The organism is Streptomyces sp. AHU1 (assembly GCF_045343905.1).
Lineage (GTDB): Bacteria > Actinomycetota > Actinomycetes > Streptomycetales > Streptomycetaceae > Streptomyces > Streptomyces triticiradicis.
Genome location: NZ_CP174283.1, coordinates 1,231,076 through 1,256,367 on the forward strand (window position 1 = coordinate 1,231,076; position 25,292 = coordinate 1,256,367).

The 25,292-nt window shown below is 73.0% G+C and carries 22 protein-coding genes; 14 read left to right on the forward strand and 8 right to left on the reverse strand.

Annotated elements, in window-relative coordinates:
* The first annotated feature begins 65 nt into the window (after window positions 1–65).
* The 8 genes from pelF to ACICHK_RS05735 all read left to right on the forward strand — a co-directional run bounded on the left by pelF (window position 66) and on the right by ACICHK_RS05735 (window position 9,660).
* Window positions 66–1,604, forward strand: coding sequence for a GT4 family glycosyltransferase PelF (gene pelF, locus ACICHK_RS05700; protein ID WP_406836005.1), 1,539 nt, complete (start codon window positions 66–68; stop codon window positions 1,602–1,604).
* Entirely contained in the window at window positions 1,601–2,977 is a 1,377-nt protein-coding gene (locus tag ACICHK_RS05705; RefSeq protein ID WP_406836006.1) for a hypothetical protein, read from the forward strand. Before pelF ends, ACICHK_RS05705 begins: the two co-directional genes overlap by 4 nt.
* 104 nt (window positions 2,978–3,081) lie before the next feature.
* Window positions 3,082–4,083, forward strand: coding sequence for a GDP-mannose 4,6-dehydratase (locus ACICHK_RS05710; RefSeq protein ID WP_406836008.1), 1,002 nt, complete (start codon window positions 3,082–3,084; stop codon window positions 4,081–4,083).
* A gap of 33 nt (window positions 4,084–4,116) precedes the next feature.
* On the forward strand, window positions 4,117–4,830 hold the full coding sequence (locus ACICHK_RS05715; RefSeq protein WP_406836009.1) for a sugar phosphate nucleotidyltransferase: 714 nt from the start codon (window positions 4,117–4,119) through the stop codon (window positions 4,828–4,830).
* A gap of 7 nt (window positions 4,831–4,837) precedes the next feature.
* On the forward strand, window positions 4,838–5,767 hold the full coding sequence (locus ACICHK_RS05720) for an NAD-dependent epimerase/dehydratase family protein (protein WP_406836010.1): 930 nt from the start codon (window positions 4,838–4,840) through the stop codon (window positions 5,765–5,767).
* Window positions 5,764–6,462, forward strand: a complete 699-nt coding sequence (locus ACICHK_RS05725; protein ID WP_406836011.1) for a spherulation-specific family 4 protein — start codon at window positions 5,764–5,766, stop codon at window positions 6,460–6,462. Before ACICHK_RS05720 ends, ACICHK_RS05725 begins: the two co-directional genes overlap by 4 nt.
* Window positions 6,463–6,651: 189 nt before the next feature.
* The gene (locus tag ACICHK_RS05730) at window positions 6,652–8,514 is read left to right on the forward strand and encodes a M1 family aminopeptidase (protein ID WP_406836012.1); all 1,863 of its coding nucleotides are present in this window, start codon (window positions 6,652–6,654) and stop codon (window positions 8,512–8,514) included.
* Between the two features lie 174 nt (window positions 8,515–8,688).
* Window positions 8,689–9,660, forward strand: coding sequence for an alpha/beta hydrolase (locus tag ACICHK_RS05735; protein ID WP_406836013.1), 972 nt, complete (start codon window positions 8,689–8,691; stop codon window positions 9,658–9,660).
* A 133-nt stretch (window positions 9,661–9,793) separates the two neighbouring features.
* On the opposite strand, the gene ACICHK_RS05740 is transcribed toward ACICHK_RS05735, so the two are convergent.
* From ACICHK_RS05740 to sthA, 4 genes are all read right to left on the reverse strand, one after another.
* Complete coding sequence (locus tag ACICHK_RS05740; protein ID WP_406836015.1) at window positions 9,794–11,164, reverse strand: vWA domain-containing protein; 1,371 nt, start codon at window positions 11,162–11,164, stop codon at window positions 9,794–9,796.
* On the reverse strand, window positions 11,161–12,018 hold the full coding sequence (locus ACICHK_RS05745) for a MoxR family ATPase (protein WP_151467466.1): 858 nt from the start codon (window positions 12,016–12,018) through the stop codon (window positions 11,161–11,163). Before ACICHK_RS05745 ends, ACICHK_RS05740 begins: the two co-directional genes overlap by 4 nt.
* A gap of 137 nt (window positions 12,019–12,155) precedes the next feature.
* Window positions 12,156–13,097 (reverse strand): NADP-dependent oxidoreductase, encoded by a 942-nt coding sequence (locus ACICHK_RS05750; RefSeq protein WP_406836016.1) that lies wholly within the window; start codon window positions 13,095–13,097, stop codon window positions 12,156–12,158.
* Between the two features lie 308 nt (window positions 13,098–13,405).
* Entirely contained in the window at window positions 13,406–14,794 is a 1,389-nt protein-coding gene (sthA, locus tag ACICHK_RS05755; protein ID WP_406841167.1) for a Si-specific NAD(P)(+) transhydrogenase, read from the reverse strand.
* Between the two features lie 310 nt (window positions 14,795–15,104).
* On the opposite strand from sthA, the gene ACICHK_RS05760 reads away from it, so the two are divergent.
* Complete coding sequence (locus ACICHK_RS05760) at window positions 15,105–17,006, forward strand: AMP-dependent synthetase/ligase (protein WP_406836018.1); 1,902 nt, start codon at window positions 15,105–15,107, stop codon at window positions 17,004–17,006.
* 35 nt (window positions 17,007–17,041) lie between these two features.
* On the opposite strand, the gene ACICHK_RS05765 is transcribed toward ACICHK_RS05760, so the two are convergent.
* The 4 genes from ACICHK_RS05765 to ACICHK_RS05780 all read right to left on the reverse strand — a co-directional run bounded on the left by ACICHK_RS05765 (window position 17,042) and on the right by ACICHK_RS05780 (window position 21,279).
* The gene (locus tag ACICHK_RS05765; RefSeq protein WP_406836019.1) at window positions 17,042–18,886 is read right to left on the reverse strand and encodes an ATP-binding protein; all 1,845 of its coding nucleotides are present in this window, start codon (window positions 18,884–18,886) and stop codon (window positions 17,042–17,044) included.
* Window positions 18,883–19,581: a response regulator transcription factor gene (locus ACICHK_RS05770; RefSeq protein WP_406836020.1), complete on the reverse strand. Its 699-nt coding sequence runs from the start codon at window positions 19,579–19,581 to the stop codon at window positions 18,883–18,885. Before ACICHK_RS05770 ends, ACICHK_RS05765 begins: the two co-directional genes overlap by 4 nt.
* Window positions 19,582–19,714: 133 nt before the next feature.
* Window positions 19,715–20,476 (reverse strand): L,D-transpeptidase family protein, encoded by a 762-nt coding sequence (locus ACICHK_RS05775; protein WP_406836021.1) that lies wholly within the window; start codon window positions 20,474–20,476, stop codon window positions 19,715–19,717.
* Between the two features lie 161 nt (window positions 20,477–20,637).
* On the reverse strand, window positions 20,638–21,279 hold the full coding sequence (locus tag ACICHK_RS05780) for a DUF6629 family protein (protein WP_406836022.1): 642 nt from the start codon (window positions 21,277–21,279) through the stop codon (window positions 20,638–20,640).
* Window positions 21,280–21,513: 234 nt separating this feature from the next.
* On the opposite strand from ACICHK_RS05780, the gene ACICHK_RS05785 reads away from it, so the two are divergent.
* From ACICHK_RS05785 to ACICHK_RS05805, 5 genes are all read left to right on the forward strand, one after another.
* Window positions 21,514–21,774, forward strand: coding sequence for a DUF4177 domain-containing protein (locus ACICHK_RS05785; RefSeq protein WP_406836023.1), 261 nt, complete (start codon window positions 21,514–21,516; stop codon window positions 21,772–21,774).
* A 195-nt stretch (window positions 21,775–21,969) separates the two neighbouring features.
* Entirely contained in the window at window positions 21,970–22,773 is an 804-nt protein-coding gene (locus ACICHK_RS05790) for a VOC family protein (RefSeq protein ID WP_406836024.1), read from the forward strand.
* Between the two features lie 162 nt (window positions 22,774–22,935).
* Window positions 22,936–23,388: a cyclic nucleotide-binding domain-containing protein gene (locus ACICHK_RS05795; protein ID WP_406836025.1), complete on the forward strand. Its 453-nt coding sequence runs from the start codon at window positions 22,936–22,938 to the stop codon at window positions 23,386–23,388.
* 59 nt (window positions 23,389–23,447) lie between these two features.
* The gene (locus ACICHK_RS05800) at window positions 23,448–24,293 is read left to right on the forward strand and encodes an N-formylglutamate amidohydrolase (RefSeq protein ID WP_151467150.1); all 846 of its coding nucleotides are present in this window, start codon (window positions 23,448–23,450) and stop codon (window positions 24,291–24,293) included.
* Window positions 24,294–24,367: 74 nt separating this feature from the next.
* Window positions 24,368–25,192, forward strand: a complete 825-nt coding sequence (locus ACICHK_RS05805; protein ID WP_406836026.1) for an amidohydrolase family protein — start codon at window positions 24,368–24,370, stop codon at window positions 25,190–25,192.
* Window positions 25,193–25,292: the final 100 nt, after the last annotated feature.

Sequence of the window (25,292 nt, forward strand, 5' to 3'; positions counted from 1 at the left end):
CCCGGCCGCGCCCCGCGCGGCCGGGACGGGCCCGACCACCCCGACCTCGGCCGTGGAGCACATCCATGCACGTTCCCCGCGACGCGCGCAGCCTCACCTCGACGCGCGTCACCCTGCTCACCGAAGGCACCTACCCGCACAGTCACGGCGGTGTCAGTGTCTGGTGCGACCAACTCGTCACCGGCATGCCCGACGTCGACTTCGACGTCATCGCCGTGACCGGCACCGGATGTGAACCGATCGTGTGGGACGTCCCCGCACAGGTCGCGGACGTCGTCGCGGTCCCCCTGTGGGGCCCCGCGCCCGGGGGCCGTCCGCCCCGCGGCCGGCGCCGCAACCAACTCACCTCCGCCTACGAGCAGTTCCTGACCGCTCTGCTCGACCCGTGCGCCGAGGACCGGTTCGCCACCGCCCTGTACACGATGGCGCGGGCCGCGGCGGACGGGATGCTGAGCCCCTTCCTGCGCGGCGACCGCGCGATCGGCGTCCTGGCCGGGGTGTGGAACCGCCCCGGACTGGCCGTCCGCGAGGCCCGGCCGACCCTGCACGACGCCGTCACCGCGACCGCCCTGCTGGAGCACGCGCTGCGCCCGCTGACCGCGCCGCTGCCCGAGCACGGGGTGGCCCACGCGGTCAGCGGCGGTGTCGCCGTGCTGCCGGGCCTGGCCGCGCTCGAACGGCACGGTGTCCCCCTGCTGTTGACCGAGCACGGCGTCTATCTGCGCGAGCGTTATCTCGGTTACCGCACCGCCCCGTACCGCTGGCCGGTCAAGGCGGTCGCGCTGGGCTTCTTCCGGCTGCTCGCGGAGGAGACGTACCGGCGCGCCGCCCTGATCACCCCGGGCAACCGCTACAACCGACTGTGGGAGGAACAGGGCGGTGCCGCGCCCGAGTCGATCCGTACCGTCTACAACGGCGTGGACCCGGCCGCGTTCCCGCCGGCCGGTCCGGAGCCGGAGCGGCCGACGCTGAGCTGGGCCGGACGCGTCGACCCGATCAAGGACCTGGAGACGCTGATCCGGGCGTTCGCCCTCGTACGGGCGCAACTCCCGGACGCGCGGCTGCGGTTGTTCGGCGGCACACCGCGCGGCGGCGAGGCCTACCGCGAGCGCTGCGAGGCGCTGGCCGCCGAGCTGGGGCAGGCGGAGGCGGTCAGCTTCGAGGGCCGGGTGGACGACATCAAGGACGCCTACGCGGCGGGCAACGTCGTGATGCTCTCCAGCATCAGCGAGGGTTTCCCGTTCACCCTGATCGAGGCCATGTCGTGCGGGCGGGCGACCGTGTCCACGGACGTGGGCGGGGTGCGCGAGGCCGTCGGCGACAGCGGTCTCGTCGTCCCGCCACGCGATCCGGGCGCCATGGCCGCGGCCGCGCTGGAGCTGCTCGGCGACACCGGGCGGCGGGCGGCGATGGGCGAGGCGGCCCGGCTGCGGGTCATCGAGCAGTTCACCCTGCGGCAGACCGTCGACACCTTCCGGACCGTCTACCTGGAACTGTCGGCGCTCGGCCGGATCGTCCCGGGCCCTCCCGGGCCGTCCGGCGCCCCGCTCACGGTGCCGGGCGGCCGGGTGGCCGCGCCCAGGTCGAGGAGCCTGGCCGGATGAGCGGACCCATGGCCCTGGAACCCGGTGGCGCGGGGGGCGACACCCTGTCCCTGCGGCTCGCCGGGAACCGCGCGCCCGCCCGGCGCGCACCCGGCCACGACGCGGACGGGGAGACGGTCGACCGGCTCGCCGCCGAACTCGCGGAGGACATCGGTCCGGCGGTCCACCCGTACGAGGTGGCGGCCCTGCTGGAGTCGCAGGGGCTGACCGCCGAGATCATCCAGGAGCGGTACGGGCATCCGAACCTCTTCTCGCTCGCCTCCGCGCTGTACGAGCGGGTGCCGCGCACCTTTCCGGAACCGCCCCGGTCGGCCGACCCCTGGCGTCCGGACCATGTGCGCTGCGGGCTGCGCGGGGCGCTGTTCGCCCTGCCGGGCCTCGCCTATCTGCTGACCGGGCCGATGTGGCACGCGGGCCGGGACCTCGGCGTCCTGGTCGTGGCCGGCCTCGTCTCCTGGGCATGGGGCCAGGCGCTCGGGCACCGCGCCCACCTGCGCATGGCCACGGGCCGCCGCGAGGCGGGCCGGACCCTGCTCAAGGGGGCGCCGCTCGGCGCGCTCGCCGCGACGGCGTCCGGGGCGCTCACCGGCGGGTCCGGCGTCGCGGCCGGGGCCGCCGCCGCCCAGTCGGTGTATCTCGCGGCGGCCGGGGTGCTGCTCGTGCTGGACGGGGAGCGGCTCCTGCTCGCCGCGCTCGCCCCGCTGGCCGTCGGCGCGGCGGCACTGCCCTGGTGGGACCCCGGGACCGGGGCGCGGCTCGCCCTGCCGCTGCTGTCCGTGCTCGGCGCGGTCGTCGCGGCCGGCTGGGCGCTGCGGGCCGCGCTCACCGCTCCCCCGGTGCCGGGCGGAGCCCGCCCGTCGCCGCTGCGGTCGCTGCCGTACGGCGTGTTCGGGCTGTCCGCCGGAGTGCTGGTGCTGCTGGAGGGCCGACAGCACCCGTACGCCGTGGTCGTGCTGACCGTGAGCATGGGACCGGCGGAGTGGCTGCTGTACCGGTACCGCGGGATGGCGGTGGCGGCGCTGCGGGCGACGGCGACCCCGGCCGCCTTCCGGCTGCGTTCGACCGGCGTCCTCGGCTTCTGTCTGCTGTCCTACGTGCTCCCGCTGCTGCCCGCGGCACTGCTGACCGGCGCGGAGCCGGCCCCGCTGCTGCTGCTCGCGGCCACGCTGTGGACCGCGCTGCTGCTCCAGGCCTTCGGGGTCGCCTGGCAGCCGGCCGCGGTCTGCCTGGCGGCGGCCTGCGGTGCCGCCTCGGCCACGGTGCTCCGTTCCCTGCCGGACGCCGTCGTACTGACCCTGTCCTGCGGCACGGCCTGCCTCTGTCTCACGGCCTGTGCCGTGCGGCTGCTGGGACGGCCCGCGCCGCACGCCTGAACCACCCCACCCCGCACAGCCCCCGTCCGGACGCGTCCGGAGGACCGCCGTGCCTTTGTCCGCATCACCCGTCACATGAGCAACCAACCGGAAGGACAAACGAGTTGACCACCCAACCACTCGCCGCCGTCACCGGAGCCGAGGGTTTCATCGGCTCCCACCTCACCGAGGCACTGGTCGCCTCCGGGCACCGGGTGAGGGCCATGGCGCAGTACAACTCCTTCTCCTCGTACGGCTGGCTGGAGACCCTGCACCCCGATGTCCTGGACCAGGTGGACATCGTCCTGGGCGACGTCCGGGACCCGGGTTCGGTCCGTGGTCTGATCGAAGGCGCCGACTGCGTCTACCACTTGGCCGCGCTCATCGCGATCCCGTACTCCTATCAGGCGCCGCACAGCTATGTGGACACCAATGTCACCGGCACCCTCAACGTGCTGGAGGCGGTGCGCGCGCTCGGCACGCCCCGGCTCGTGCACACCTCCACCAGCGAGACCTACGGCACCGCGCGGACCGTGCCGATCACCGAGGACCACCCCATCAACACCCAGTCCCCGTACGCCGCCTCGAAGGCGGGCGCGGACCGGCTGGCCGACAGCTACCACGCGAGTTTCGGCACTCCGGTGGTGACGCTGAGGCCGTTCAACACCTACGGCCCGCGCCAGTCGATGCGCGCGGTCATCCCCACGGTCATCGGCCAGGTGGCCGCGGGCGAACGCACCATCACCCTCGGCGATCTGCGGCCCACCCGCGACTTCACCTTCGTCGAGGACACCGCGCGGGCGTTCCTCGCCGTGGGCACGGCACCCGCGGACCGGGTCGTGGGCAGGACCTTCAACGCCGGTACGGGCGGCGAGATCTCGGTCGGCGACCTGGTGGCACTGATCGGCAAGGTGATGGACACCGCCCTCGACGTGCGCGAGGACGCGGGACGCGTCCGGCCCGCCGACTCCGAGGTGATGCGGCTCGTCGCCGACGCGACCCGGCTGGCCGGGGCGACCGGCTGGAGTCCCGCCCACGATCTGGAGCAAGGGCTCGCGCGGACCGCCGAGTTCTTCCGTGAACCGGCGAACCTGGCCCGCTACAAGACCGGCATCTACAACATCTGACCCGTCCCGCACGTCCCACCAAGGAAGAACCCCATGCACGCAGTGATTCTCGCGGGAGGCAAGGGCGTCCGGCTGCGGCCCTACACCACCGCGCTGCCCAAACCTCTCGTCCCCATCGGCGACCAGCACGCGATCCTGGAGATCGTGCTGCGCCAGCTCGCCTCGTCCGGCTTCACCAGCTGCACCATCGCCGTCGGCCACCTGGGCGGGATCATCCGCGCCTACGTCGGCGACGGCTCCCAGTGGGGCATGGCCGTCGACTACTCCACCGAGGAGAGTCCGCTCGGCACCATGGGACCCCTGCTGACCATGCGCGACCGGCTGCCCGAGTCGTTCCTCGTGATGAACGGCGACGTGCTCACCGATCTCGACTTCGGCGACGTGCTGCGGCAACACAGCGGTTCGGGCGCGCCGTTGACGATCGCGACGTACGCGCGCAAGGTGCGCATCGACTTCGGCGTGCTGACCACCGACGACCGCAAGGTGGTCGCCTTCACCGAGAAGCCGAGCATGGACTACCGCGTCTCCATGGGCGTGTACGGCCTGTCGCGCTCCACGCTGGAGGACTACACACCGGGGCTGCCGCTGGGCTTCGACGAGCTGGTCCTGGACCTGCTGCGAAGCGGCGACGAGCCGCACGCCTACGAGTTCGACGGGTACTGGCTCGACATCGGCCGGCCGGACGACTACGACCGGGCCAACGCCGAGTTCACCACCCGCAAGTCGCTGTTGCTCAAGGGAGCCTGACCACCGCATGCGCATTCTCGTCCTGGGCTTCACCGGCTATCTGGGCGGCCACGTCGCCGAGCACCTGCGCACCCTCACGGGCGTGCGGGTGCTCGGCGCCGGGCGCTCACCCGCCGCGGAGTTCGGCATCGACCTGGCCACCGCCCCCCGGGAGCGGCTGACCGCGGCCCTGGCGGCGGCCGAACCCGACGCCGTCATCAACTGCGCCGGCGCGACCGGCGGCGACGCCGTGACCCTCGCGGAGGTCAACTCCCGTGGACCCGCGGCTCTCTGCGCGGCGCTGCGCGAGGCGGCACCGACCGCGCGGCTGGTCCATCTGGGCTCGGCGGCCGAATACGGCCCCGGTGTCCCGGACACCACCACGACCGAGTCCGCGGCCACCCGTCCCCTGACCCCGTACGGGGCCACCAAGCTCGCGGGCACGGTCACCGTCACCACCTCCGGCCTCGACGCGGTGGTGTTGCGGGTGGGCAACCCCGTGGGTCCGGGCGCGCCGTCCACGGGGCTGCCGGGCCGGATCGCGGGGCTGCTCCGCGAGGCCGGCCCGGACCCGGACGCGGTCGTCCGGCTGGGCGACCTCTCGGCGTACCGCGACTTCGTGGACGTACGCGACGTGGCACGGGCGGCGGCCGCGGCGGCGACGGCTCCCGGACAGCTGCCACGGGTCCTCAACATCGGGGGCGGCAAGGCCGTCCCGGTGCGCGACCTGGTGTACGGCCTGGCGCGCGTCGCCGGGTTCCGGGGACGCATCGAGGAGAACGGCGGCGGTTCGGCCCGCTCGGGCGACGTTTCGTGGCAGTGCTCCGACATCACCGCCGCCGGGGAGACCCTCGGTTGGCGGCCGGAGCTGACGCTCGACGACTCGCTGACCGCGCTCTGGACGGCCGTGGCCGGGACCGGTCCGGTCCCCCGGGCCGGAGGCGACCGCACGCCATGAGCCTGCTGATTCCGCTGTACGTCCACCCGGGAGAGGACCCGGGCGCCTGGCACCGGCTGATCGGGGCGGTCGACCGGACGTACGGGGTCGTCATCAACCCGGCCGACGGGCCGGGCGAGGGCCCGGATCCCGCGTTCACCGCGGCGGCGGACGCGCTGCACGCGGCGGGTGCCCGGCTGCTCGGTTACGTGGACACCGACTACGGCGCGCGCGATCCGGAGATCGTCGCCGACGAGGTCGCGCGGCACCGGGACTGGTACGGGACGCAGGGGTGTTTCCTGGACCGGGTGGCGCCGACCCCGGCGGCGCTGCCCGGCTGCAGGCGGCTGGTGCAGGGCCTGCGCCGGCTCGGGACGGCTCCGGTCGTGCTGAACACGGGCGTCCACCCGGCCCCGGGGTACGCCCGCTTCGCCGATCTGATCGTCACGTTCGAGGGCCACTGGTCCACCTACGTGTCGGCGTTCAGCAGACCGGTGTGGACCGCGCGCCACCCGCCCGAGCTGTTCTGCCATCTCGTCTACGGCGTTCCCGAGGCCCTCGTCCCGCTCGCCGTCCGCACCGCGCGTGACCGCGGTGCGGCGGTGGCCGGGCCCGTGACGGGCGAACTCCCCAACCCGTGGGCGCGGTTGACGCCGGCCCTGAGCGAGCGGGGAGCACGGGCGAGCGGGGGGTCCGGTTCCCTTTCCGCAGATTGATGGCATGTCTCGGTCAAATCTGCGAGGCTTTCCGGTGCCGTCGCCCTGACCCCAGGGTGACGGCACGGAAATCTCACCAGAGCGACCGCGCGCACCCGCGCGTGGCCGCGGCCGGCCAGCGGCGCACCCCAGTCGCCCCGGACGGCCACCGAGCAGGCCGGAATCCCGGCCGCCTCAAAGGAGTTTCGTGTGAGACCGACCCCCCTCAAGGCCCTGGCGGCACGCGTCCTCACCGTCGCCGCCCTGGCCGCAGTCTCGCTCCCCGGCACCCCCGCGGCCGCCGGGACGGACACCGCGCCGGCCGCCGCGGCCGCCTGCACACCCGCCCAGGCGGTGACCAACGGAGGCTTCGAGAGCGGCACTTCGCCCTGGACCCAGTCCTCGACCTCCGTGATCACCAGCCGCGCCGGCCAGAGTGCCCACGGCGGCACCAGCTTCGCCTGGCTGGACGGCACCGGCGGCACCCACACCGACACGCTCTCGCAGAGCGTGACGATCCCGTCCGGTTGCAGCAGTGCCAGCCTCACCTTCTGGCTGCACATCGACACGGCGGAGACCACCTCGTCGACGGCCTACGACAAGCTGACGGCGAAGATCGGCAGCACGACCCTGGCGACGTACTCGAACCTCAACAAGGCGTCCGGGTACGCCCAGAAGACGTTCGACGTCTCGGCGTTCGCGGGCCAGACCGTCACCCTCGCGTTCACCGGCACCGAGGACTCCAGCCTCCAGACGAGCTTCGTCCTCGACGACATCGCTCTGAACACCTCCGGCGACACGACCCCGCCGGCGGACTCCACCCGTACGCCCGCCGCCCCCGCGTACACGGTGAACCTGACCAGCAACACCACCGGCAAGGGCTGGACCGGTCACGAGAGCGTGACCTTCACCAACGCCTCCTCCACCGCGCTCAGCGAGGTGTACCTGAGGCTGTGGGACAACTACCACGGCACCTGCTCCGCGATGCCCATCGTCGTCAGCAACGTCAGCGGAGGCACCGCCGGTTCGCTCTCGGTGGGCTGCACGGCCCTCCAGATCAGCCTGGCGTCACCGGTGGCCCAGGGCCAGAGCGCGACGATCGGCTTCGACCTGGCCATCACCGTGCCCAGCGGCGCCGACCGCTTCGGCTATGACGGCTCCTTCGTCAACATCGGCAACGCCCTGCCGGTGCTCGCCGTCAAGGACGGGGCCGGCTGGCACCTCGACCCGTACACCAACAACGGGGAGTCCTTCTACTCCCTGGCCGCCGACTTCAAGGTGACCCTCGACCACCCGACGAGCCTCCTCGTCCCGGCCACCGGCACCTCGGTCGACGCCGCCGGATCGAGCGGCCGCACGGTCACCACGGCCACGGCCTCCAAGGTCCGTGACTTCGCCTGGGCCGCCGGGCCGTTCACCAAGATCTCCGGCACCTCCCCCGCCGGCACCGCGATCAACATCTACTCCGTGACGGGCATCAGCTCATCCAGCGCGCAGTCGATGCTCACCACCGCCAAGTCCGCCGTCGACGCCCACGCCGCACGCTTCGGCGCGTACCCGTACGGCGAGCTGGACGCGGTGATCGACAACAACTACTGGTTCGGCGGCATGGAGTACCCCGGGTTCGTCCTCGACCTGGTCAGCACCACGGCGCTCACCCACGAGATCGCTCACCAGTGGTTCTACGGGATCGTCGGTGACGACGAGTACACCAGCCCGTGGCTCGACGAGTCGTTCACCGACTACGCCACCGACCTGGCGCAGAACATCACCGGCGCCAACTGCTGGAACAACGTCTCCTGGGCCTCCTCGGCGGAGAACATCACCAACTCCATGGCCTACTGGGACGCGCACTCGTCCCGCTACTCCACCGTCGTCTACACCTACGGCAAGTGCGCCCTGCACGACCTGCGGCGCGTGCTCGGCGACACCGCGATGGCCAACCTGCTGAAGAGCTACGCCACTTCGCACTGGTACGGCGTCTCGACGACGGCCGAGTTCAAGGCGGCCGCGCAGGCCGCCACGACCACGGACCTGACGTCGTTCTGGACGACGCACCGCATCGTGGGCTGACCCTCTCCCCGCGACCCGTCCCCGGGTCCGTCGCGGTGGCGCCTTCGGGCGTCACTGCGGCGCGCATGTCCGGCCGGGTCGCGGGCAGGTTCCGCCGTACGGCGGCTCCCGGACCGGGAGCACGGCGCCCGATCATGGATCCGGGAGCCGCCGGGCTCGGCGCGAGGAGACGTCATGCTGTTGGTACCGCCCCCGTTCGACCCCGAGCTGGACGCCGCGCTCGCGGCGGTCGGACCGTCCGCGCCGTCCGGGCCGAGCCTGGCGGACATCGCCGCCCTGCGCGCGGTCCCCGAGGCCGCCGTGCCCGCCCACGACCTCACCGACGGCGGCACCTTCACGACCACGGACCTGACGGTGCCGGGGCCCGAGGGCTCTCCCGACGTCTCGCTGCTCGTCATCCGGCCCGTGGCGCCTCCCCGGCAGGGGCCGCGCCCGGTGATCTACCACTCCCACGGCGGCGGCATGGTCCTCGGCAACAACCGGGCCGGGGTGGAACTCGTCCTGGAGTGGGCGAGGGAGCTGGACGCGGTCGTCGTGTCCGTGGAGTACCGGCTGGCCCCCGAACACCCGTACCCGGCCGGGGTGGAGGACGTCTACGCCGGTCTGCTGTGGACGGCGCGGCACGCCGGTGAGCTCGGCGGCGATCCGGAACGGATCGTGGTCGCGGGGGCCAGCGCGGGCGGCGGCCTCACCGCGGCGCTCGCCCTGCTCGCCAGGGACCGCGAGGGGCCCCGGCCGCTCGGGCAGGTCCTGATGTACCCGATGCTCGACGACCGCAACGACACCGTGTCCGCGCACCAGATGGCGGGCGTCGGCGCCTGGGACCGTACGGCCAACGAGACCGCCTGGACCGCCGTGCTGGGCGATGCCCGCGGCGGCCCCGACGTCCCCCCTTACGCCGCCCCGGCACGGGCCTCGGACCTGTCCGGGCTGCCCCCGGCCTTCCTCGACGTCGGCTCCGCCGAGACCTTCCGGGACGAGGTGGTCGACTACGCGTCGCGGATCTGGCGGGCGGGCGGGGTGGCCGAGCTGCACGTGTGGCCCGGCGGCTTCCACGGCTTCGACGCCTTCGCCCCGCACACCGTGCTCGCCCGGACCGCCCGCGCGGCCCGGATCGCCTGGCTGCGCAGGCTCCTGGCGCCGTGACGACCGGCGGCGGTGAGGACCGGCACGGTCACGACCGGTGCGGTGACGGACGGCGGCGGTGACGGACGGCGGCGGTGACGGACGGCGGCAGCGGCGGTGAGGGCCTGGCGCGCCCGTCGCGCCCGCGGCCGTCTCAGACGGGCAGCAGACGGCCGACCAGCGCGCTGAGCTGCTGGGCGTTGCGGCACTCGTGCATCTCCACGAGCTCGGCGTAGGCGAGGGCCGCCGAGTCGCCCGTGCCCCACTGCGAGCGCCCCTCGGGGTTCAGCCAGTAGAAGCGGCGGGCCTGCCGGGCGAGCTGCCGGACGGCGGGCAGATTGGGATCGCTCATGTTCGTGCGGGCGTCCCCGAGCACGAAGACGGTCGTCCGGGAGCCGACCGCGCCGGTGTACCGCTCGGCGAACTCGCCGAACGCGACGCCGTAGTCACTGCTGCCGTGCCAGCCCGTGATCGCCGCCTCCGCGCGGATCCGGGCGCTCAGCCCCTCGGGGTCGGCGGCGCCGGGCCCGATCAGCCCGGTCACCTCGTCGACCCGGTTGACGAAGGCGAACACCCGCACCTTGCTGAACTGGTCGCGCAGCGCCTGCACCAGCAGCATCGTGAAGTCCGAGAAACCCGACACCGACCCCGACACGTCGCACAGCAGCACCAGTTCGGGCCGTACGGGACGGCGTCTGCGCAGCACGGGGCGCATCGGCACCCCGCCCGTGGACAGCGATCCGCGCAGGGTCCGGCGCAGATCGATCGTGCCGCGCCGGGCCCGGCGGCGGCGCGCGGCGAGGCGGGTGGCCAGCTTGCGCGCGAGCGGCTGTACGGCCTTGCGCAGTTCGGCGAGCCGGTCACGGCCGGCGAACAGGAAGTCGACGCGGTCGGCGGTCGGGGCCACCGCGCGCCGGGCGATCTCGTCCCGGTCGCGCCGCTCGGCGACCCGGCGTCGCGCCTCCGTCGCGACCTGCGCGCGGAACACCTCGATGCGCCGCCGGATCTCGTCCTCGAGGAGCCGGTCGGTGAACCCCGCCGCGCCCCCCTGCCCGCGGACGGTGTCCCGCACACGGGCCATCAGCGTCTGCGGCCGCAGCCGGTCGAGCGTCTGGTACGAGGACCAGCCGTCCGTCGCCGTCGTGCCTCCGTAGCCGCCGAAACCGTCGACGGCCTCGATCGCCAACTGCCCCAGCAGGGCTTGGTCGTTCGCGGCCAGAGCGGCCGTGAGCCGGTCCCGCAGCTCCTCCCGGTCCGCGGGCGCCCCGCCGTCCGGCCCGCCGACGCCGCGCGGGAAGTACACGTCGAAGACGGGGTCGAACACCCGGCGCTGTCCCGGGTTGTGGAGCAGGGTGGCGGCCAGCCCCTCGCGCAGCCGGTCGCGGTCGGCGAAGCCGAGCGCCGCCACCGCCCGGGCGGCGTCCACGGTCTCACCGGTGCCGATCCGCACGCCGTGCGAGCGCAGCGCGCCGACGAGTCCCGTCAGCCGGTCGGCGACACCGTCCGCCGGTGCGGCGGCGTTCACACGGCGCCCAGGTCGAGCTTGGCCGCCGCCTTCAGCACGTCGTCCTGGTGCTTGAGGATCACGCCGAGGCTGTCGCGCACGACGTTCTCGTCGAGGGTGGAGGCGCCCAGCGCGAGCAGCGTGCGGGCCCAGTCGATGGTCTCGGCGACGGAGGGGACCTTGCGCAGGTCCATCTCCCGCAGCGCCCCGACGACCCGCACCACGGACTCGGTCAGCGCGTCGTCGAGTCCCGGCACCTTCAGCCGGACGATCCGGCGCTCCAACTCCTCCTCGGGGAAGCCTATGTGGAGGAAGAGGCAGCGGCGGCGCAGGGCCTCGGACAGCTCACGGCTCGCGTTCGAGGTGAGCACCACGAAGGGGCGGCTGGTCGCCGTGATCGTGCCCAGCTCGGGGACGGTGACCTGGAAGTCGCTGAGCACCTCGAGGAGCAGGCCCTCGACCTCGATGTCGGCCTTGTCGGTCTCGTCGATCAGCAGGACCTTCGGGTCGTCGCCGCGGATGGCGGTCAGCAGCGGGCGCGGCAGCAGGAACTCCTCGGAGAAGATGTCCGTGCGCGTCTCGTCCCACGTCTCGTCCCGGCCGGCGGTGATGCGCAGCAGCTGCTTGGCGTGGTTCCACTCGTACAACGCCCGTGACTCGTCGACGCCCTCGTAGCACTGGAGGCGGACGAGCCGGGCTCCGGCGACCTCGGCGACGGCCTTGGCCAGTTCGGTCTTGCCCACGCCGGCCGGGCCCTCCACCAGGAGGGGTTTGCCGAGCCGGTCGGCCAGGAAGACCGTGGTGGCGACGGCGGGCGACGCCAGATAGCCCGCGTCGGCGAGGCGTGCGGAGACGTCGTCGACGGATGTGAACAGCAACGGGGCCTCCAGCACGCGCGGACGAGGTCGGGTTCACTATCTAAGCGCTTGTTCACCCCCGCTGTCACGTGTGACGGCCCCCACGGAGCGGCCGTCGCCGGCGCCGGCCCCCGGAACGGGAGTGGCGGGCCGGGCTAGGAGACCCGCAGTACGATCTTGCCCCGGCGGTGCTCGCGTTCGAGGGCCGCGTAGGCCCCCGGGGCGCTCTCCAGCGGAACGATCCGGTCGACCTGCGGGATCAGCCGGCCCACCTCGACGAGTGCGGTCAGCTCCTCCAGACCGGCGCGGTCCGGCTCGACCACGAAGAACACGCCGCGGGCGTCCGACCCCTGTGGCGGCTCGGCCGGTTCCGCGACACTCACCAGGACCCCGCCCGGACGCAGCACCTCCCAGGACCGGGCCAGTGTGTCCCCTCCGACGGTGTCGAAGACGATGTCCGCGTCCTTCACCTCGTCCTCGAAGCGCTGCCGGGCGTAGTCGACGACGTCGTCCGCGCCCAGGCCCCGCACGAAGTCCATGTCGCCGGCCGAGGCGGTGGCCGTCACCTCGCCCCCCAGCGCGGCCGCGATCTGGACGGCGAGCGAGCCCACGCCGCCGGCGCCGCCGTGCACCAGCACCCGCGCTCCCGACGTGACGCCGGCGTGGTCGGCCAGCCCCTGCCAGGCGGTGAGGCCCGCGAGCGGCAGCGCGGCCGCCCGCTCGTGGTCGAGCGACCCCGGCTTCGCGGCGAGCACCGCCGCGGGAACGGTCACGAACTCCGCGGCGGCCCCGTCCCGGGTGAAGGGGATCAGGCCGTAGACCGCCTCACCGGGCCTGAACTCCGTTACGCCGTGGCCGAGTTCGGCCACCACCCCCGAGACCTCCTTGGACGGTACGACCGGCAGGCGCGGGCTGCCACCGTCGAGGCCGTCGGTCCAGGTCGCGTCCCAGCCGAGCTCACCCGGGGTGACCGACGCCGCCCGCACCTCGACCAGCACGTCGCCGTGGGCCGGAACCGGCTTCGGCGCGGCCTCGTAGATCAGCTCCTCGGGCCCGCCCCTGCGATGGCCGCGCACCGCGCGCATCGTGCCGTTCATCAGGATCCTCCTCCTCGGGACGGCACACGGCCGCCGTCGAGTCGGTCCCGTCGGGTCCTGGGGCTCCGGCACGGACCGGCCGTTCCTCACGATAGTTCCGGCACCGGCGGCTTTCCTCCCGGGCTCGCGTCGGGTGCCGCCGCGGGCGGTCCCCGGCGGCCGGCCGGCGGTGGGCGAGCGGGCGTCGGCCGTTCACGGCGAAAAGGGCCGGCCCGTCGCCACGGGGGGAGCGACGGGCCGGACCCGGTGTCCACGGTCCCACGCCGGGACCGTGCCGCGCAGTGCCTTCGCGAAGTCCCGTACCGCGGTCAGCCCCTGAGGCGGTCGATCTGCCGGATCTTGTTGGTCGCGTCCAGCGCGGCGACCTTGTAGGACTCGGCGAGGGTCGGGTAATTGAAGACGGCGTCGACCAGGTAGTCGACGGTTCCGCCGCAACCCATGACGGACTGGCCGATGTGGATGAGCTCGGTCGCGCCGGTGCCGAAGCAGTGGACGCCGAGGAGCTTGCGGTCCTCGGGCGAGACCAGCAGTTTCAGCATGCCGTGCGAGTCGCCGATGATCTGCCCCCGGGCCAGTTCCCGGTAGCGGGAGATGCCCACCTCGAACGGCACGCGGTCCTCGGTGAGCTGGTCCTCGGTGCGGCCGATGAAGCTGATCTCCGGGATGGTGTAGATGCCGATCGGCTGCTGGTCGTGCATCCGGTTCACCGGCTCGCCGCAGGCGTGGTACGCCGCCGTACGGCCCTGTTCCATCGAGGTGGCCGCGAGCGCCGGGAAGCCGATGACGTCACCGACGGCGTAGATGTGCGGCACCTCGGTGCGGTAGTGCTCGTCGACGGTGATCCGGCCGCGCGGGTCGGCGGACAACCCCGCCTTGCCGAGGTCGAGTTCGTCGGTGAGGCCCTGCCGTCCCGCCGAGTACATGACCGCGTCGGCCGGTATCTTCTTGCCGCTCTCCAGGACCGTGAGCGTGCCCTTGGGATGGCGCTCGACGGCGGCGACGGTCTCGCCGAACCGGAAGGTGACGGCGAGGTCCCGCAGGTGGTACTTCAGCGACTCGATCACCTCGACGTCGCAGAAGTCGAGCATCCCGGCCCGCTTCTCGACCACCGTGATCTTGGAGCCGAGGGCGGCGAACATGGAGGCGTACTCCATGCCGATCACACCGGCGCCGACGATGACCATGGAGCGCGGCACCTGCTCCAGGTTCAGGACGTTGTCCGAATCCATGATCGTCCGCCCGTCGAACGCGACGGTGCCGGGCCGTGCCGGACGCGTGCCCGTGGCGATGACGATGTGGTCGGCGCTCAGCCGCTTCTCGTTGCCGTTCGCCTCGACCAGGGCGACCGTGTGGTCGTCCACGAAGCGGCCGATGCCGGAGAACAGGGAGACGTGGTTGCGGGAGAGCTGACTGCGGATGACGTCCACCTCACGCCGGACCACGTGCTCGGTGCGAGCGGTCAGATCGGCGACGGTGATGTCCTCCTTCAGGCGGTAGCTCTGACCGTACAGATCCCGCTGGCCTATCCCGCTGAGGTAGAGCACCGCCTCGCGCAGGGTCTTGGAGGGGATGGTCCCGGTGTGGATGGAGACCCCGCCGACCATGTCGGGGCGGTCGATGACGGCGACCCGACGGCCGAGCTTCGCCGCGGCGATGGCGGCCTTCTGCCCGCCCGGGCCGGATCCGATGACAATCATGTCGAAGTCGCGCACCCGCGGAGTCTGTCAGCACCGTGCCGCTTCCCGGAAGGGAGAACGAGTGATCCGTCGCCCGAGTGACGGATGAAGCGCCGGCTCGCGGTGTCACGGCCGCCGGGGCAGCGTCCGGGCGTGTGGCCGAAGGGGTTTCGGCCGATGGAGGAGGAATGCCGGGAAAGGGGGTCCCGGCGGCGGGCGACCGCATGGCGGAACAGGCCACGGAACGCTCCCCAGTGGGCTACATTCGGTAATCCTTGGCATGGGCGCCTCCGGGGGTGAGGTCACGTCGAGGAGAATTCCGGAGCGGCGCATGCATCAGTCCCACCTTTCCGCACCGCCGACCGCGCCCACCCAGGGGGGACTCGCCGACAGCCTCCGCGAAGCGGCCCTCAGCACCCCTGACCTGCCGCAGCTCGCGCGCCGCGCCGAGGGGCGCCCGGGCGGCTGGGTCCAGGTGACGGCGGCCGAGCTGTGGGACGAAGTGGTCGACGTGGCACGGGGGTTCGTCCGGTCCGGCATCCGGCCGGGCGACCGTGTGGCCATCATGGCGCGCACCCGCTACGAGTGGACGGTGCTCAGCTACGCCCTGTGGTCGGTGGGCGCCGAGATCGTGCCGGTCTACCCGACGTCGTCGCACGAACAGGTCGCGTGGATCCTGCAGGACGCGCACTGCGTGGGTGTGATCGTCGAGGACGAGCAGGGCATCATGACGGTCGGCTCGGCGTGTGCCGCGCTCCCGTTCCTGCGCCACGTCTGGCAGTTGGACGCCGGGGCGATGGCCCAGCTGGTGGAGCGCGGCCGGACGATACCCGTGACCGCGGTCGACTCGCTGCGCCGGATCGTGCTGGCCGACTCCACCGCGGTCGTCGCGTACACCTCCGGCACCACGGGACAGCCCCGGGGCTGCGCCCTGACGCACCGGAGCCTGGCGAGTCCCTGCGACACCCTGCTCGAGGGCTGGAGGCAGACGGCGGCTCCGCCGGACACGCAGCCGGCCGTGCTCGCCTTCCTGCCCTTCTCCCACGCGTACGGCCTGATGGTCCAGGGGATCTGTCTGCGCGGCGGCATCCTGATGGGGCACGAACCGGACCTGCGGGAGGAGACCCTCTCCGAGGCCATGCTCTCCTTCCGGCCGACCTATCTGTACGCCGTCCCGTCCGTTTTCGAGAGGATCTACAAGAACTTCGTGCGGGCCTCCCAACGGGCCGGCCGGGGCATGCTGTTCGAGCGCGCCGTGCGCACCGCGCAGGACTTCGCCCTGGCCGAGGAGCAGCAGCGGCTGGGCACGGGTCCGGGCCCGGGTTTCGATCTGCGGCTCCAGCACTCCCTCTACGAGAAGACGGTGTACAAGCGGCTGCGCGCCGCGCTGGGCGGACGGGTGTGCGGAGCCGTCTCGGGCGGCTCCCCGCTCAATCGTGAACTCGCCCTGTTCTTCGCGGGGATCGGCATCTTCGTCCACGACGGGTACGGACTCACCGAGACCAGCGGAGGAATCACCGCCCAGCCGGTCGGCCGGGAGAAGTTCGGCACCGTCGGACAGCCCCTGCCGGGCACGGAGATCCAGCTGTCCGACGACGGGGAGATCCTCGTGTGGGGGCCCTCCGTGTTCCAGGGCTACATCAACGACACCGCGGCGACCGCCGCCTCGTTCCGGGGCGGCTGGCTGGCGACCGGGGACCTCGGCCAGGTCGACTCCGACGGCTATCTGACCATCACCGGGCGCAAGAAGGACATCATCATCACCAGCGGGGGCAAGAGCGTGGCCCCCGCGGCTCTCGAGGAACGGCTGCGCGTCCATCCGCTCATCCATCAGGCGGCCGTCGTGGGCGACAACAGGCCCTGCGTGGGCGCCCTCATCACCCTGGACCCCGAGTTCCTGTCGCACTGGCGCGCCGCCCGGGCCAAGGGGGAGTCGCCCGCCCGGGACGCGCGCGAGGAGAACGAGCTGCGCGAGGAGGTCAGGCGCGCGGTCGCGGCGGCCAACAGCACCGTGTCCCGCTCCGAGTCCATCCGGGTCTTCCGCGTCCTCCCGGAACCCTTCGACCTGTCCAACGGGCTGCTGACGCCCTCGCTGAAACTGCGCCGGGACGCGATCGCCCAGCGGTACGCGGCCGAGATCGAGGCGATGTACCAGACCTCTTCGCGTCTTCCCCGGGAGGCGGCGCTCGGTGATCCGTCGATCCTGGAGGACTCCGACAACGTGTTCCGCTGACGCCGGCGACCGGCCCGCACCCCCTCACGGGCCCGTCAGCCGGAACCGGCGGCGGGCGTGGCGGGCTCCTGTGCGCGGGGCAGCCGCAGGGTGAAGACCGAGCCGGTGCCGGCCTCGCTGGTGACGAGGACGGTTCCGCCGTGGGCGGCGGCCAGCTGCCGGACGATGGCGAGGCCCAGGCCGCTGCCGCCGGTGCGCCTGCTGCGGGACTTCTCCGCCCGCCAGAACCGGTCGAAGACACGGGCCAGGTCTCCGGGAGCGATGCCGTCGCCGGTGTCGGCCACCTCGAACACGACCTCGTCCTCCTCGCGGTGCGCGGAGAGGGTGACCGTTCCGCCGGCCGGGGTGTGACGGGTCGCGTTGGACACCAGGTTGCCGAGCGCCTGCCGCATCCGCACCGGGTCCGCGTCCAGCCGCGGCGCGCCGGCCACCTCGGTGACCAGCCGGACGCCGGCGCTCTCCGCCCCGACCCGGTGTGCCGCGGCGACCTGTTCGAGGAGTTCGTCGGCGCGCACCTCCTCGCGGTGCAGTCGCAGCGTGCCCGCGTCGGCGGCGGCGAGGTCCTGGAGGTCGTCGATGACGCGCTGCAGGACCACGGCCTCCTCGTGCAGCGAGGACAGCAGTTCCGGGTCGGGTTCCACGAGGCCGTCGCGGGTCACCTCCAGCCAGCCGCGGATGTTGGTGAGCGGCGTGCGCAGCTCGTGCGCGATGTCGCTGACCATCGCCTTGCGCTGCTCCTCCAACCGCTCGCGGCGCTCGGTCAGTTCGTTGAAGGCGAGCGCCAGGATGCCGGTCTCGTCCCGGGTGGTGACGGGCACCCGCACGTGCCGTTCGGGCGGCTGCTGCGCCGCCTGGGTCAGCGCGCGCAGAGGGCGTACGAGCCGGGTGGCGACCAGTGCGGTCACGGCCACCGTGAGGGCGAGGACGAGTCCGGCGACACCGAACACCTTGGCCTTGTTGGCGGCCGACATGTCGAAGCGGGGGACGGGCCTGTCCCCCGTGCCGAGGAAGAGTTCGGCCACCGGGGCGACGTAGGGCGCGAGTTGGGTGCGCCGGGCCTCGGCGACGCATGCGTTCGCCGTGCGGGCCGGCGGCCCGTCCCGGCCGGCCGGCCTCTTGCCCGTCAGATAGGGGACCGGGGTGGCTCCGCTCGCGGCCTCCAGCGGCAGTGCCAGGGGGTGGTCGAGGTGCGCCCCGTGCCGGTCCAGGCAGGTCCGGCTGAGCGCCGACAGGACGTCCAGCGCCTTCTGTTCGGTCGGGGTCGGGGTGTTGAGCCTCCCGTCGGCGCACTCGGTCGGCACGTAGCCGGGGTCGAGCGTCCCGTCCACGCCCTTCAACACGGTCCTGCCGCTCGGCATCCGCTCCGTGCGGGTCCGGACTCCGCTGCGCTCGAAGCAGAGTTGACGCACGACGGCCAGCTTGGCCACCTTCAGGCGCTCGTCCGCCGTCAGCCGGTACGGTCCCACGGCGCGCGGGTCGACACCGGTGAGCTGCGCCCCGGGTTCGGTGTAGGTGTCGGTGCGCAGCGGGTCGACGGTGGCGGCGGCCCGGGGCGGCAGGGAGGTCCCGCGGGCGGCGGAGTCGGCGAAGGGGGTGCGGTCGCCCGCGGTCAGCGCGATGCGCCGTCCCGTGCGGTGCGAGAGGGCGCGCAGCGTCCCGGTGACACCGGACCAGTCGCGGTGGGTGGCCGCGTACCCGCTGAGCTGCCGGAGGATGTCCATGTCCTCGGCGAGCACCTGGCCCTGTTCCTCCTGGATGGCCCGGGTCGTGGTCTGCACCGCGAGCCAGGCGGTCGCGGCCACGGAGCACAGGGCGATGAGCACGGAGGTGATCAGCAGCCGCACCAGCAGGCTCTTGCGCAGGGGCAGGGCGCGGCTCACGCCCGGTCACCCCTGAGCTTGTACCCGACGCCGAACACGGTCATCAGACGCGTCGGCCGGCGCGGGTCCGCCTCGATCTTCTTGCGCAGGTTCATGATGTGCACGTCGATGGCCCGCTCGGTCGAGGCCCGGTCGGCGCCCCGGGTGTGGTGCAGCAACTGCCGTCGGGAGAAGACCCGTTCGGGTTCGGCCGCCATCGCGAGCAGGATCTCGTACTCGCCCGGGGTGCAGTCCACCGGCGAGCCGTCGCACAGGACCGTGTGCCGCAGCGGGTCCACCGCGATCCCCGCCGCCCTGACGACCGGATCGCCGCGCAGTGCGCCCGGGGGCCGTCCCGCGCGTCTGAGCACGGTACGGACACGGGCCATGAGCTCGCGCGGGCTGTACGGCTTGGTCATGTAGTCGTCGGCGCCGAGCTCCAGGCCGAGTAGGACGTCGTCCTCGGTGGACCGGGCGGTCAGCATGAGGACGGGGACGTCGTCGTTCTCCCGCAGCGCCCGGCACACTCCGAAACCGTCGACCACCGGGAGCATCAGGTCCAGGACGACGAGGTCGGGCCGGTTCCTGCGGACCTCGTCGAGGGCGGCCCGCCCGTCGTGGACCACGGCCGCCGTGTGCCCCTCGCTCAGCAGCGAGCGGCGTATCAGCTCCGCCTGCTTCTCGTCGTCCTCCGCGACCAGCACATATGCGCACACGCGGCCGATGTTAGGGGTCCTGGAGCGCGAATCGACCAGCGAGAGGGGCTTCCCACACCCTGACACCTTCCTGACATCCTCCGGGGACACTGCGGGCGGGTCCGGCGCGGGCCGAGGACCGTTCCCGGGGGCGTCAGCGCGCCAGCGAGGCCGCGTCCCCCATGACCACCACGGGGTGGAGCGCGGGGTCCAGAGCGCGCATCAGTTCCACCAGGTCGCCCTCGCGCAGACCGACGCACCCGTGCGTGGGGCCTCCGTGGTCCACGTGCAGCCAGATGCCCCCGCCGCGGGACGCGCCCAGCGGCCGGGTCCAGTCCAGGGGTGTGGTGCCGGGCCTGCGGTTGTAGTCGACGGCGACCACGTAGTCGAAGGAGCCGGCGAGCGGTTCGCCCTCGAAGCCCGTGCCGGGTGAGGTGAAGGCGCCCGAGCGGTCGTACGGGAGCCGGGTGCCGGGATCGGGCCGCAGCCCTCCGGCGTCCGTCAGGGTGAAGACGCCTATGGGGGACCGCAGGTCACCGGCGCGATGGTGGTCGGTCCAGCCCTTGAGGGCGTTGCGCGCGGGCCGGCTCGGGCCCGCGGCGCGCCAGCCCGTCCCCGTGCGCTCGTACAGCACCGCGGTGGACACCGAGGAGTTCCTGCCCCGGCCGGTCACCACGACGGCCTGACGGGTCCGCGACGGGACCGCGGCCAGGGTTTCGGGGCCGAGTCCCGGCAGTCGTCCCGGAGCCGCCGTGCGCGAGGCGGTCGGGGCGGGCGCCGGAACCGCCTCGCCGTGACGCGCCGGCGGGCCGCCGGCTCCGGGGCCGAGCTTCTCGGCCGTGCCTCCGCCGCAGCCGGCGAGCAGGAATGAGGCGGCGACGATCGCCGCCCGGACACGGTGTGCGGGATTGATCATGCGTCGACCCTGGCCGACACATATGAGGAACTCGTCAGGTCGTTCACGGTTCGCCGCGTACCCGGAATGCGGCGGATCACCGCTTCCCCGCCCGGCCGTGGAGATCCCGCGCGGTCCGTCCCGTCACCTGTGGTCCACCCGTTCCCGCGCGGTCCGTCCCGTCACCCGTGGTCCACACGTTCCGGCGGGGCGACGGGCTCCCGCGCGTTCACCCGGCCCAGCAGGGTCACCGAGACGACCGCCGCGCACGCGCACCAGGTCGAGACGAACTCCGTCTCCCACAGCCACCAGCAGACCGCCGCGCCCGCCCCGGTCAGGACGCCGAGCAGGACCAGTCCGCGGTCGCCGGAGAGCAGCAGCGCGCCGACGGTGGCGAACAGGTAGCCCACGACGACCGGTTCGGGCCGGGGCAGGTCGACGACGTAGCCCATGGTGTGGCCGCGGATCTCGGCCCTGACGGGGCTGACGGCCATGGCGTGCGCGAGCGCCGCCGCGGTCGCGGCACCGGTCACGAGCGGGAACAGCAGCCGGCGCCGGGCGCGGCCCGGCGCCGCGCACAGCACGCCCGCCGGCACCCACACCGCCAGCAGCGGAAGGGCGATCACGGCCCAGGCCACGGTGGCGGGACCCGTACCGCCACCGGTGTCCCAGACCCGGGCCTCGACGATCTGATGGGCGCCGAGCAGCAACGGCAGCGCGGCCAGCGGGAGATCGGCCCTCCGCCGCGCCCGGATCACACAGACCGCCCCGACCGCGGCGATCCCGGTACCGGCCACCAGATCGGCCGTCGCGCTCCAGCACATCGCGTCCCCCTGCATCCGCCGTCACGGCTTCCCGTCGGCCCGTCTCCACGCTACGACGCCTTCGCCGGGCCCCCTCCGATCGTCCGGCCCGCCGACCGGCCCGCCGACCGGCCCGCCGACCGGCCCGCCGACCGGTCGACCGGGCGCCTGCTCGCGAGGCGCTTTCTGAAGATTCAACAAAGGTGTCCCCACGGTCCCGTTCGTCCCTGGGCCACAGCCGCGAAGAATGATTGGGTGGGGTCGGCCATACCGTCCGACACCCAGGAGAGCTCCACCACCATGAGCACCCCGTACACCTTCGAATACAAGGTCGTCACGTTCCGCGAATCGTTGATCGGTGACGCGCTGGACAGCGACAAGCTGGAAAAGGTCCTGAACAAGCACGCCGAGGACGGGTGGGCGCTCAAGGCGATCACGGCCGCGGACGTCAAGGGCCGCATAGGCCCCGGTGCCGTGGAGGGACTGCTGCTCACCCTGGAACGACCGCGCGTGTAGCGGTCGTGTGGTGCGCGCGGCGCCGAAGCAAGAGATGCTGTTGGTGACGGGACAGCGGATCCGCAGGTGCCACTGACGCCGTCGGAGGCCTTTCGGCACGGAAGGCCTCTCACGGCTGAACCCACGTCCGGGACCCCTCCGAGGGCCCCGCACCCCGCGAGACCGCTGCCGACCAATCGGCCAGGACGGGCGGCGATGAAGAGCGACGGAACTCTCGACACCGGTGTCGTCACCAGTGAGGCGGTCTTCGGCGCGCCGTGCTGGGTCAGTCTCACCACCCGCGACCTGCGGAGGGCCCAGGATTTCTACAGCGCGGTCCTGGGCTGGAGGTGGGCCCCCGGCACCAGGATGGGCGAGCAGTACCGCGTCGCCAGCGTCGCCGGGGTTCCGGTCGCCGGCGTCTCCGAGGTCGGCTTCGTGGCGAGGACGGCGGTCGCCTGGACCGTGTTCTTCGCCGTGGCCTCCGCCGACGAGACCGTCGCCCGCAGCCAGGAGCGCGGCGGCACCACCGCGGTGGGGCCGATCTCGCTGCCCCCGGGCCGGGCCGCGCTGCTGGCCGACCGCGACGGCGCGGTCTTCGGGATCTGGGAGGGCGACCTGGTGTCCGGCTGGGAGCGCTGGCGCAACGCGGCCCCCTGCTTCATCCGCCTGCACACCCGCGACGCCTTCGACGCCGCCATCTTCTACGGCGAGGTGCTGAAGTGGGCGACCTCGGACCCGGGCTGCTGCGAGGTCGACTACGAGGAGAACGAGGTCGTCCTGCGCAGCTTCGGCGACGTGGTGGCCCGGATCCACTCCGGCGCGCTGGGCGCCGCCCCCGACCCCGCCCTCAGACCGCACTGGCAGATCCATTTCAAGGTCGACGACGTGGAGGCCTGCGTCCGCGCGGCGCGTGCCCACGGCGGCGTCGCGCACCAGCAGGGCATCGGCTCGGTGGAGGCCCTCATCGTCGATCCCGACGGGGCCCGCTTCTCGGTGACCTCGCGGGCCGCCGGGTGACGCGACGAACGCGGTGCCCACGGCCGTCCTGCGGCGAAGTCGTCCCGCCCAGGACGCGACGGATCGCTCCGTCAGGGCTCCAATGGAGGATGACGGGATACCACCGGCACGACAGGAGCCGCCGCCCCCCGTGGCCGCGCGGCGACCCGATGGAGGTCCGCGATGCCCACTGCTCTCCGGCTCCTGCACGCACTCTCCCCCGAACACCGCGACCGGCTGATGAGCGTGGCCCGCGAGGTCTCCTTTCCCGCGGACGGGCAGATCTTCGAGGCGGGCGGCACCGCCGACCGCTTCTGGGTGGTCCGCTCCGGAACGGTCTCCCTGTACCAGCAGGTGATCGCCGACAGGCGGATCACCGTCGCCCAGCTCGGGCCCGGCGATCTGCTCGGCTGGTCGTGGCTCTTCCGCCCGCACACCTGGGACTTCGGCGCCGAGGCGTTCAGTCCGGTGCGCGCGTACGAGTTCGACGCCAGTGAGGTACGGACCCTGTTCGACCAGGATCCGACACTGGAGCTGTCGCTGACCCGGACGGTCGGCGCCATCCTGGCCCACCGCCTCGAAACGACCCGGGCGGTGCTCATCGAGCACTACGCGCGCCACGGAGGCAGCCGCTGAGACGGCGGGGCCGGGGCTCGGTCCGGCCCGTTGTCGGACCCGGCTGCGACAGTGATCCCATGAACGACGATCCTGCTTCCCCGGACACCCCCGGCTCCTTCGCCCTCCTGCCCGGAGCGGTCCACTCGCCCGTGATCCTGCACGTGCCGCACTCCTCCCGGCAGATCCCGGCGCCGGTCCGCGACGGCATCCTCCTCGACGACACGTCGCTGGAGGACGAGTTGGACCACATCACGGACGCGCACACCGCCGAACTGGCCTCGGAGGCGGCCGAGGCGGCCGGGCTGAGGCCGTGGCGGTTCGTCAACCGGCTGTCCCGGCTGGTCGTCGATCCGGAGCGTTTCCCGGACGAGCGGGAGGAGATGCTCGCGGTCGGGATGGGCGCGGTCTACACGCGGACGACGCACCGGGCGCCGCTGCGGCCCGCGGGCGCCGATCCGCGGCCGCTGATCGACCGCTACTTCCACTCCTACGCGCGGGCGATGACGGAGGCGGTGACCGACCGGCTGGCCGCCACCGGGCGGGCCGTGATCATCGACGTCCACTCGTACCCGACGGCCCGGCTGCCCTACGAACTGCACGGTGACGGACCCCGGCCGCCGGTGTGCCTGGGAACCGACTCCTTCCACACCCCGCCGGAACTGGTCGCGCTCGCGGAGAAGGCGTTCGCCGGGCTCGGCGGCGTGGGGATCGACAGCCCGTTCTCGGGCGCGTACGTCCCCTTGCGGTACTACGAGCGGGAGCCGGAGGTCACGGCGCTCATGGTGGAGATCCGGAGGGACACGTACATGAAGGAGCCGGGAGGCCCGGTGGGCCCCGGGTTCCCCCGTCTCGCCGCGGCCCTGACCACGCTCGTGGACGCCGTGGACGAGTGGACCCGCAGCGTCGGCACCCCGGGAAGGTAGCCGTCGAGGACCGGGCGCCCTAGGGTCGAGGGTGAGCAAGCGCTCAGCCATCGGTCCAGGAAGGGCACAGGAGCATGCCGGTCGTCGACGCGTGGATGCAGCACCCCACTCTCCGCCACTCCAACCACGAGATGTTCGCGTCACTGCGCCGCTGGACCGGCATGAAGACGCTGGAGGAGGAGCTGCCCATCGAGGTCACCCTGGCCGCGCTGGCGGCGGCCGACGTGGACACCGGTCTGGCCTCGGCCTGGTACGGGCCCGAGGGCGCCCTGATCACCAACGACGAGGTCGCCGGATTCGTGGCGCGGTCGGGCGGCCGGCTGCGCGGGGTCGCGGGCGCCGACCTCACCCGTCCCGTCGCCGCGGTGCGCGAACTGCGGCGGGCGGTCGAGGAGCTGGGCTTCGTGGCCCTGCGGATCATCCCGTGGCTGTGGCGGCTGCCGCCCACCGACCGGCTCTACTACCCGCTGTACACCGCCTGCGCCGAGCTCGGTGTCCCCTTCTGCACCCAGGTCGGGCACACCGGACCGCTGCGCCCCTCCGAGACCGGCCGGCCCATCCCGTACGTCGACCAGGTCGCGCTCGACTTCCCCGAACTGACCATCGTCTGCGGGCACATCGGCTACCCGTGGACCACGGAGATGATCGCGGTCGCCGACAAGCACGAGAACGTGTACATCGACACCAGCGCCTACACCGCCCGCCGCTATCCCCCGGAGCTGGTCGCGTATCTGCGCGGCCGGGGACGGCACAAGGTCCTGTTCGGCTCCAACTACCCCATGATCGAGCCGAGTCGGGCCCTGGAGCACCTCGACGAGCTGGACCTGGACCAGGAGACCGCCGAGCTGTTCCTGTCGGGCAACGCCCGGCGCGTCTTCCGCCTGGACGGCCGCCCGTAGACGCCGGGCGGCTCCGCCGCGGACGTCCGGAGCCGCCCGGCGGGTGTCCGGTTCCCGAGCAAAGGTGACCGATCGTACATACGATTGGCTCTGTATCCGC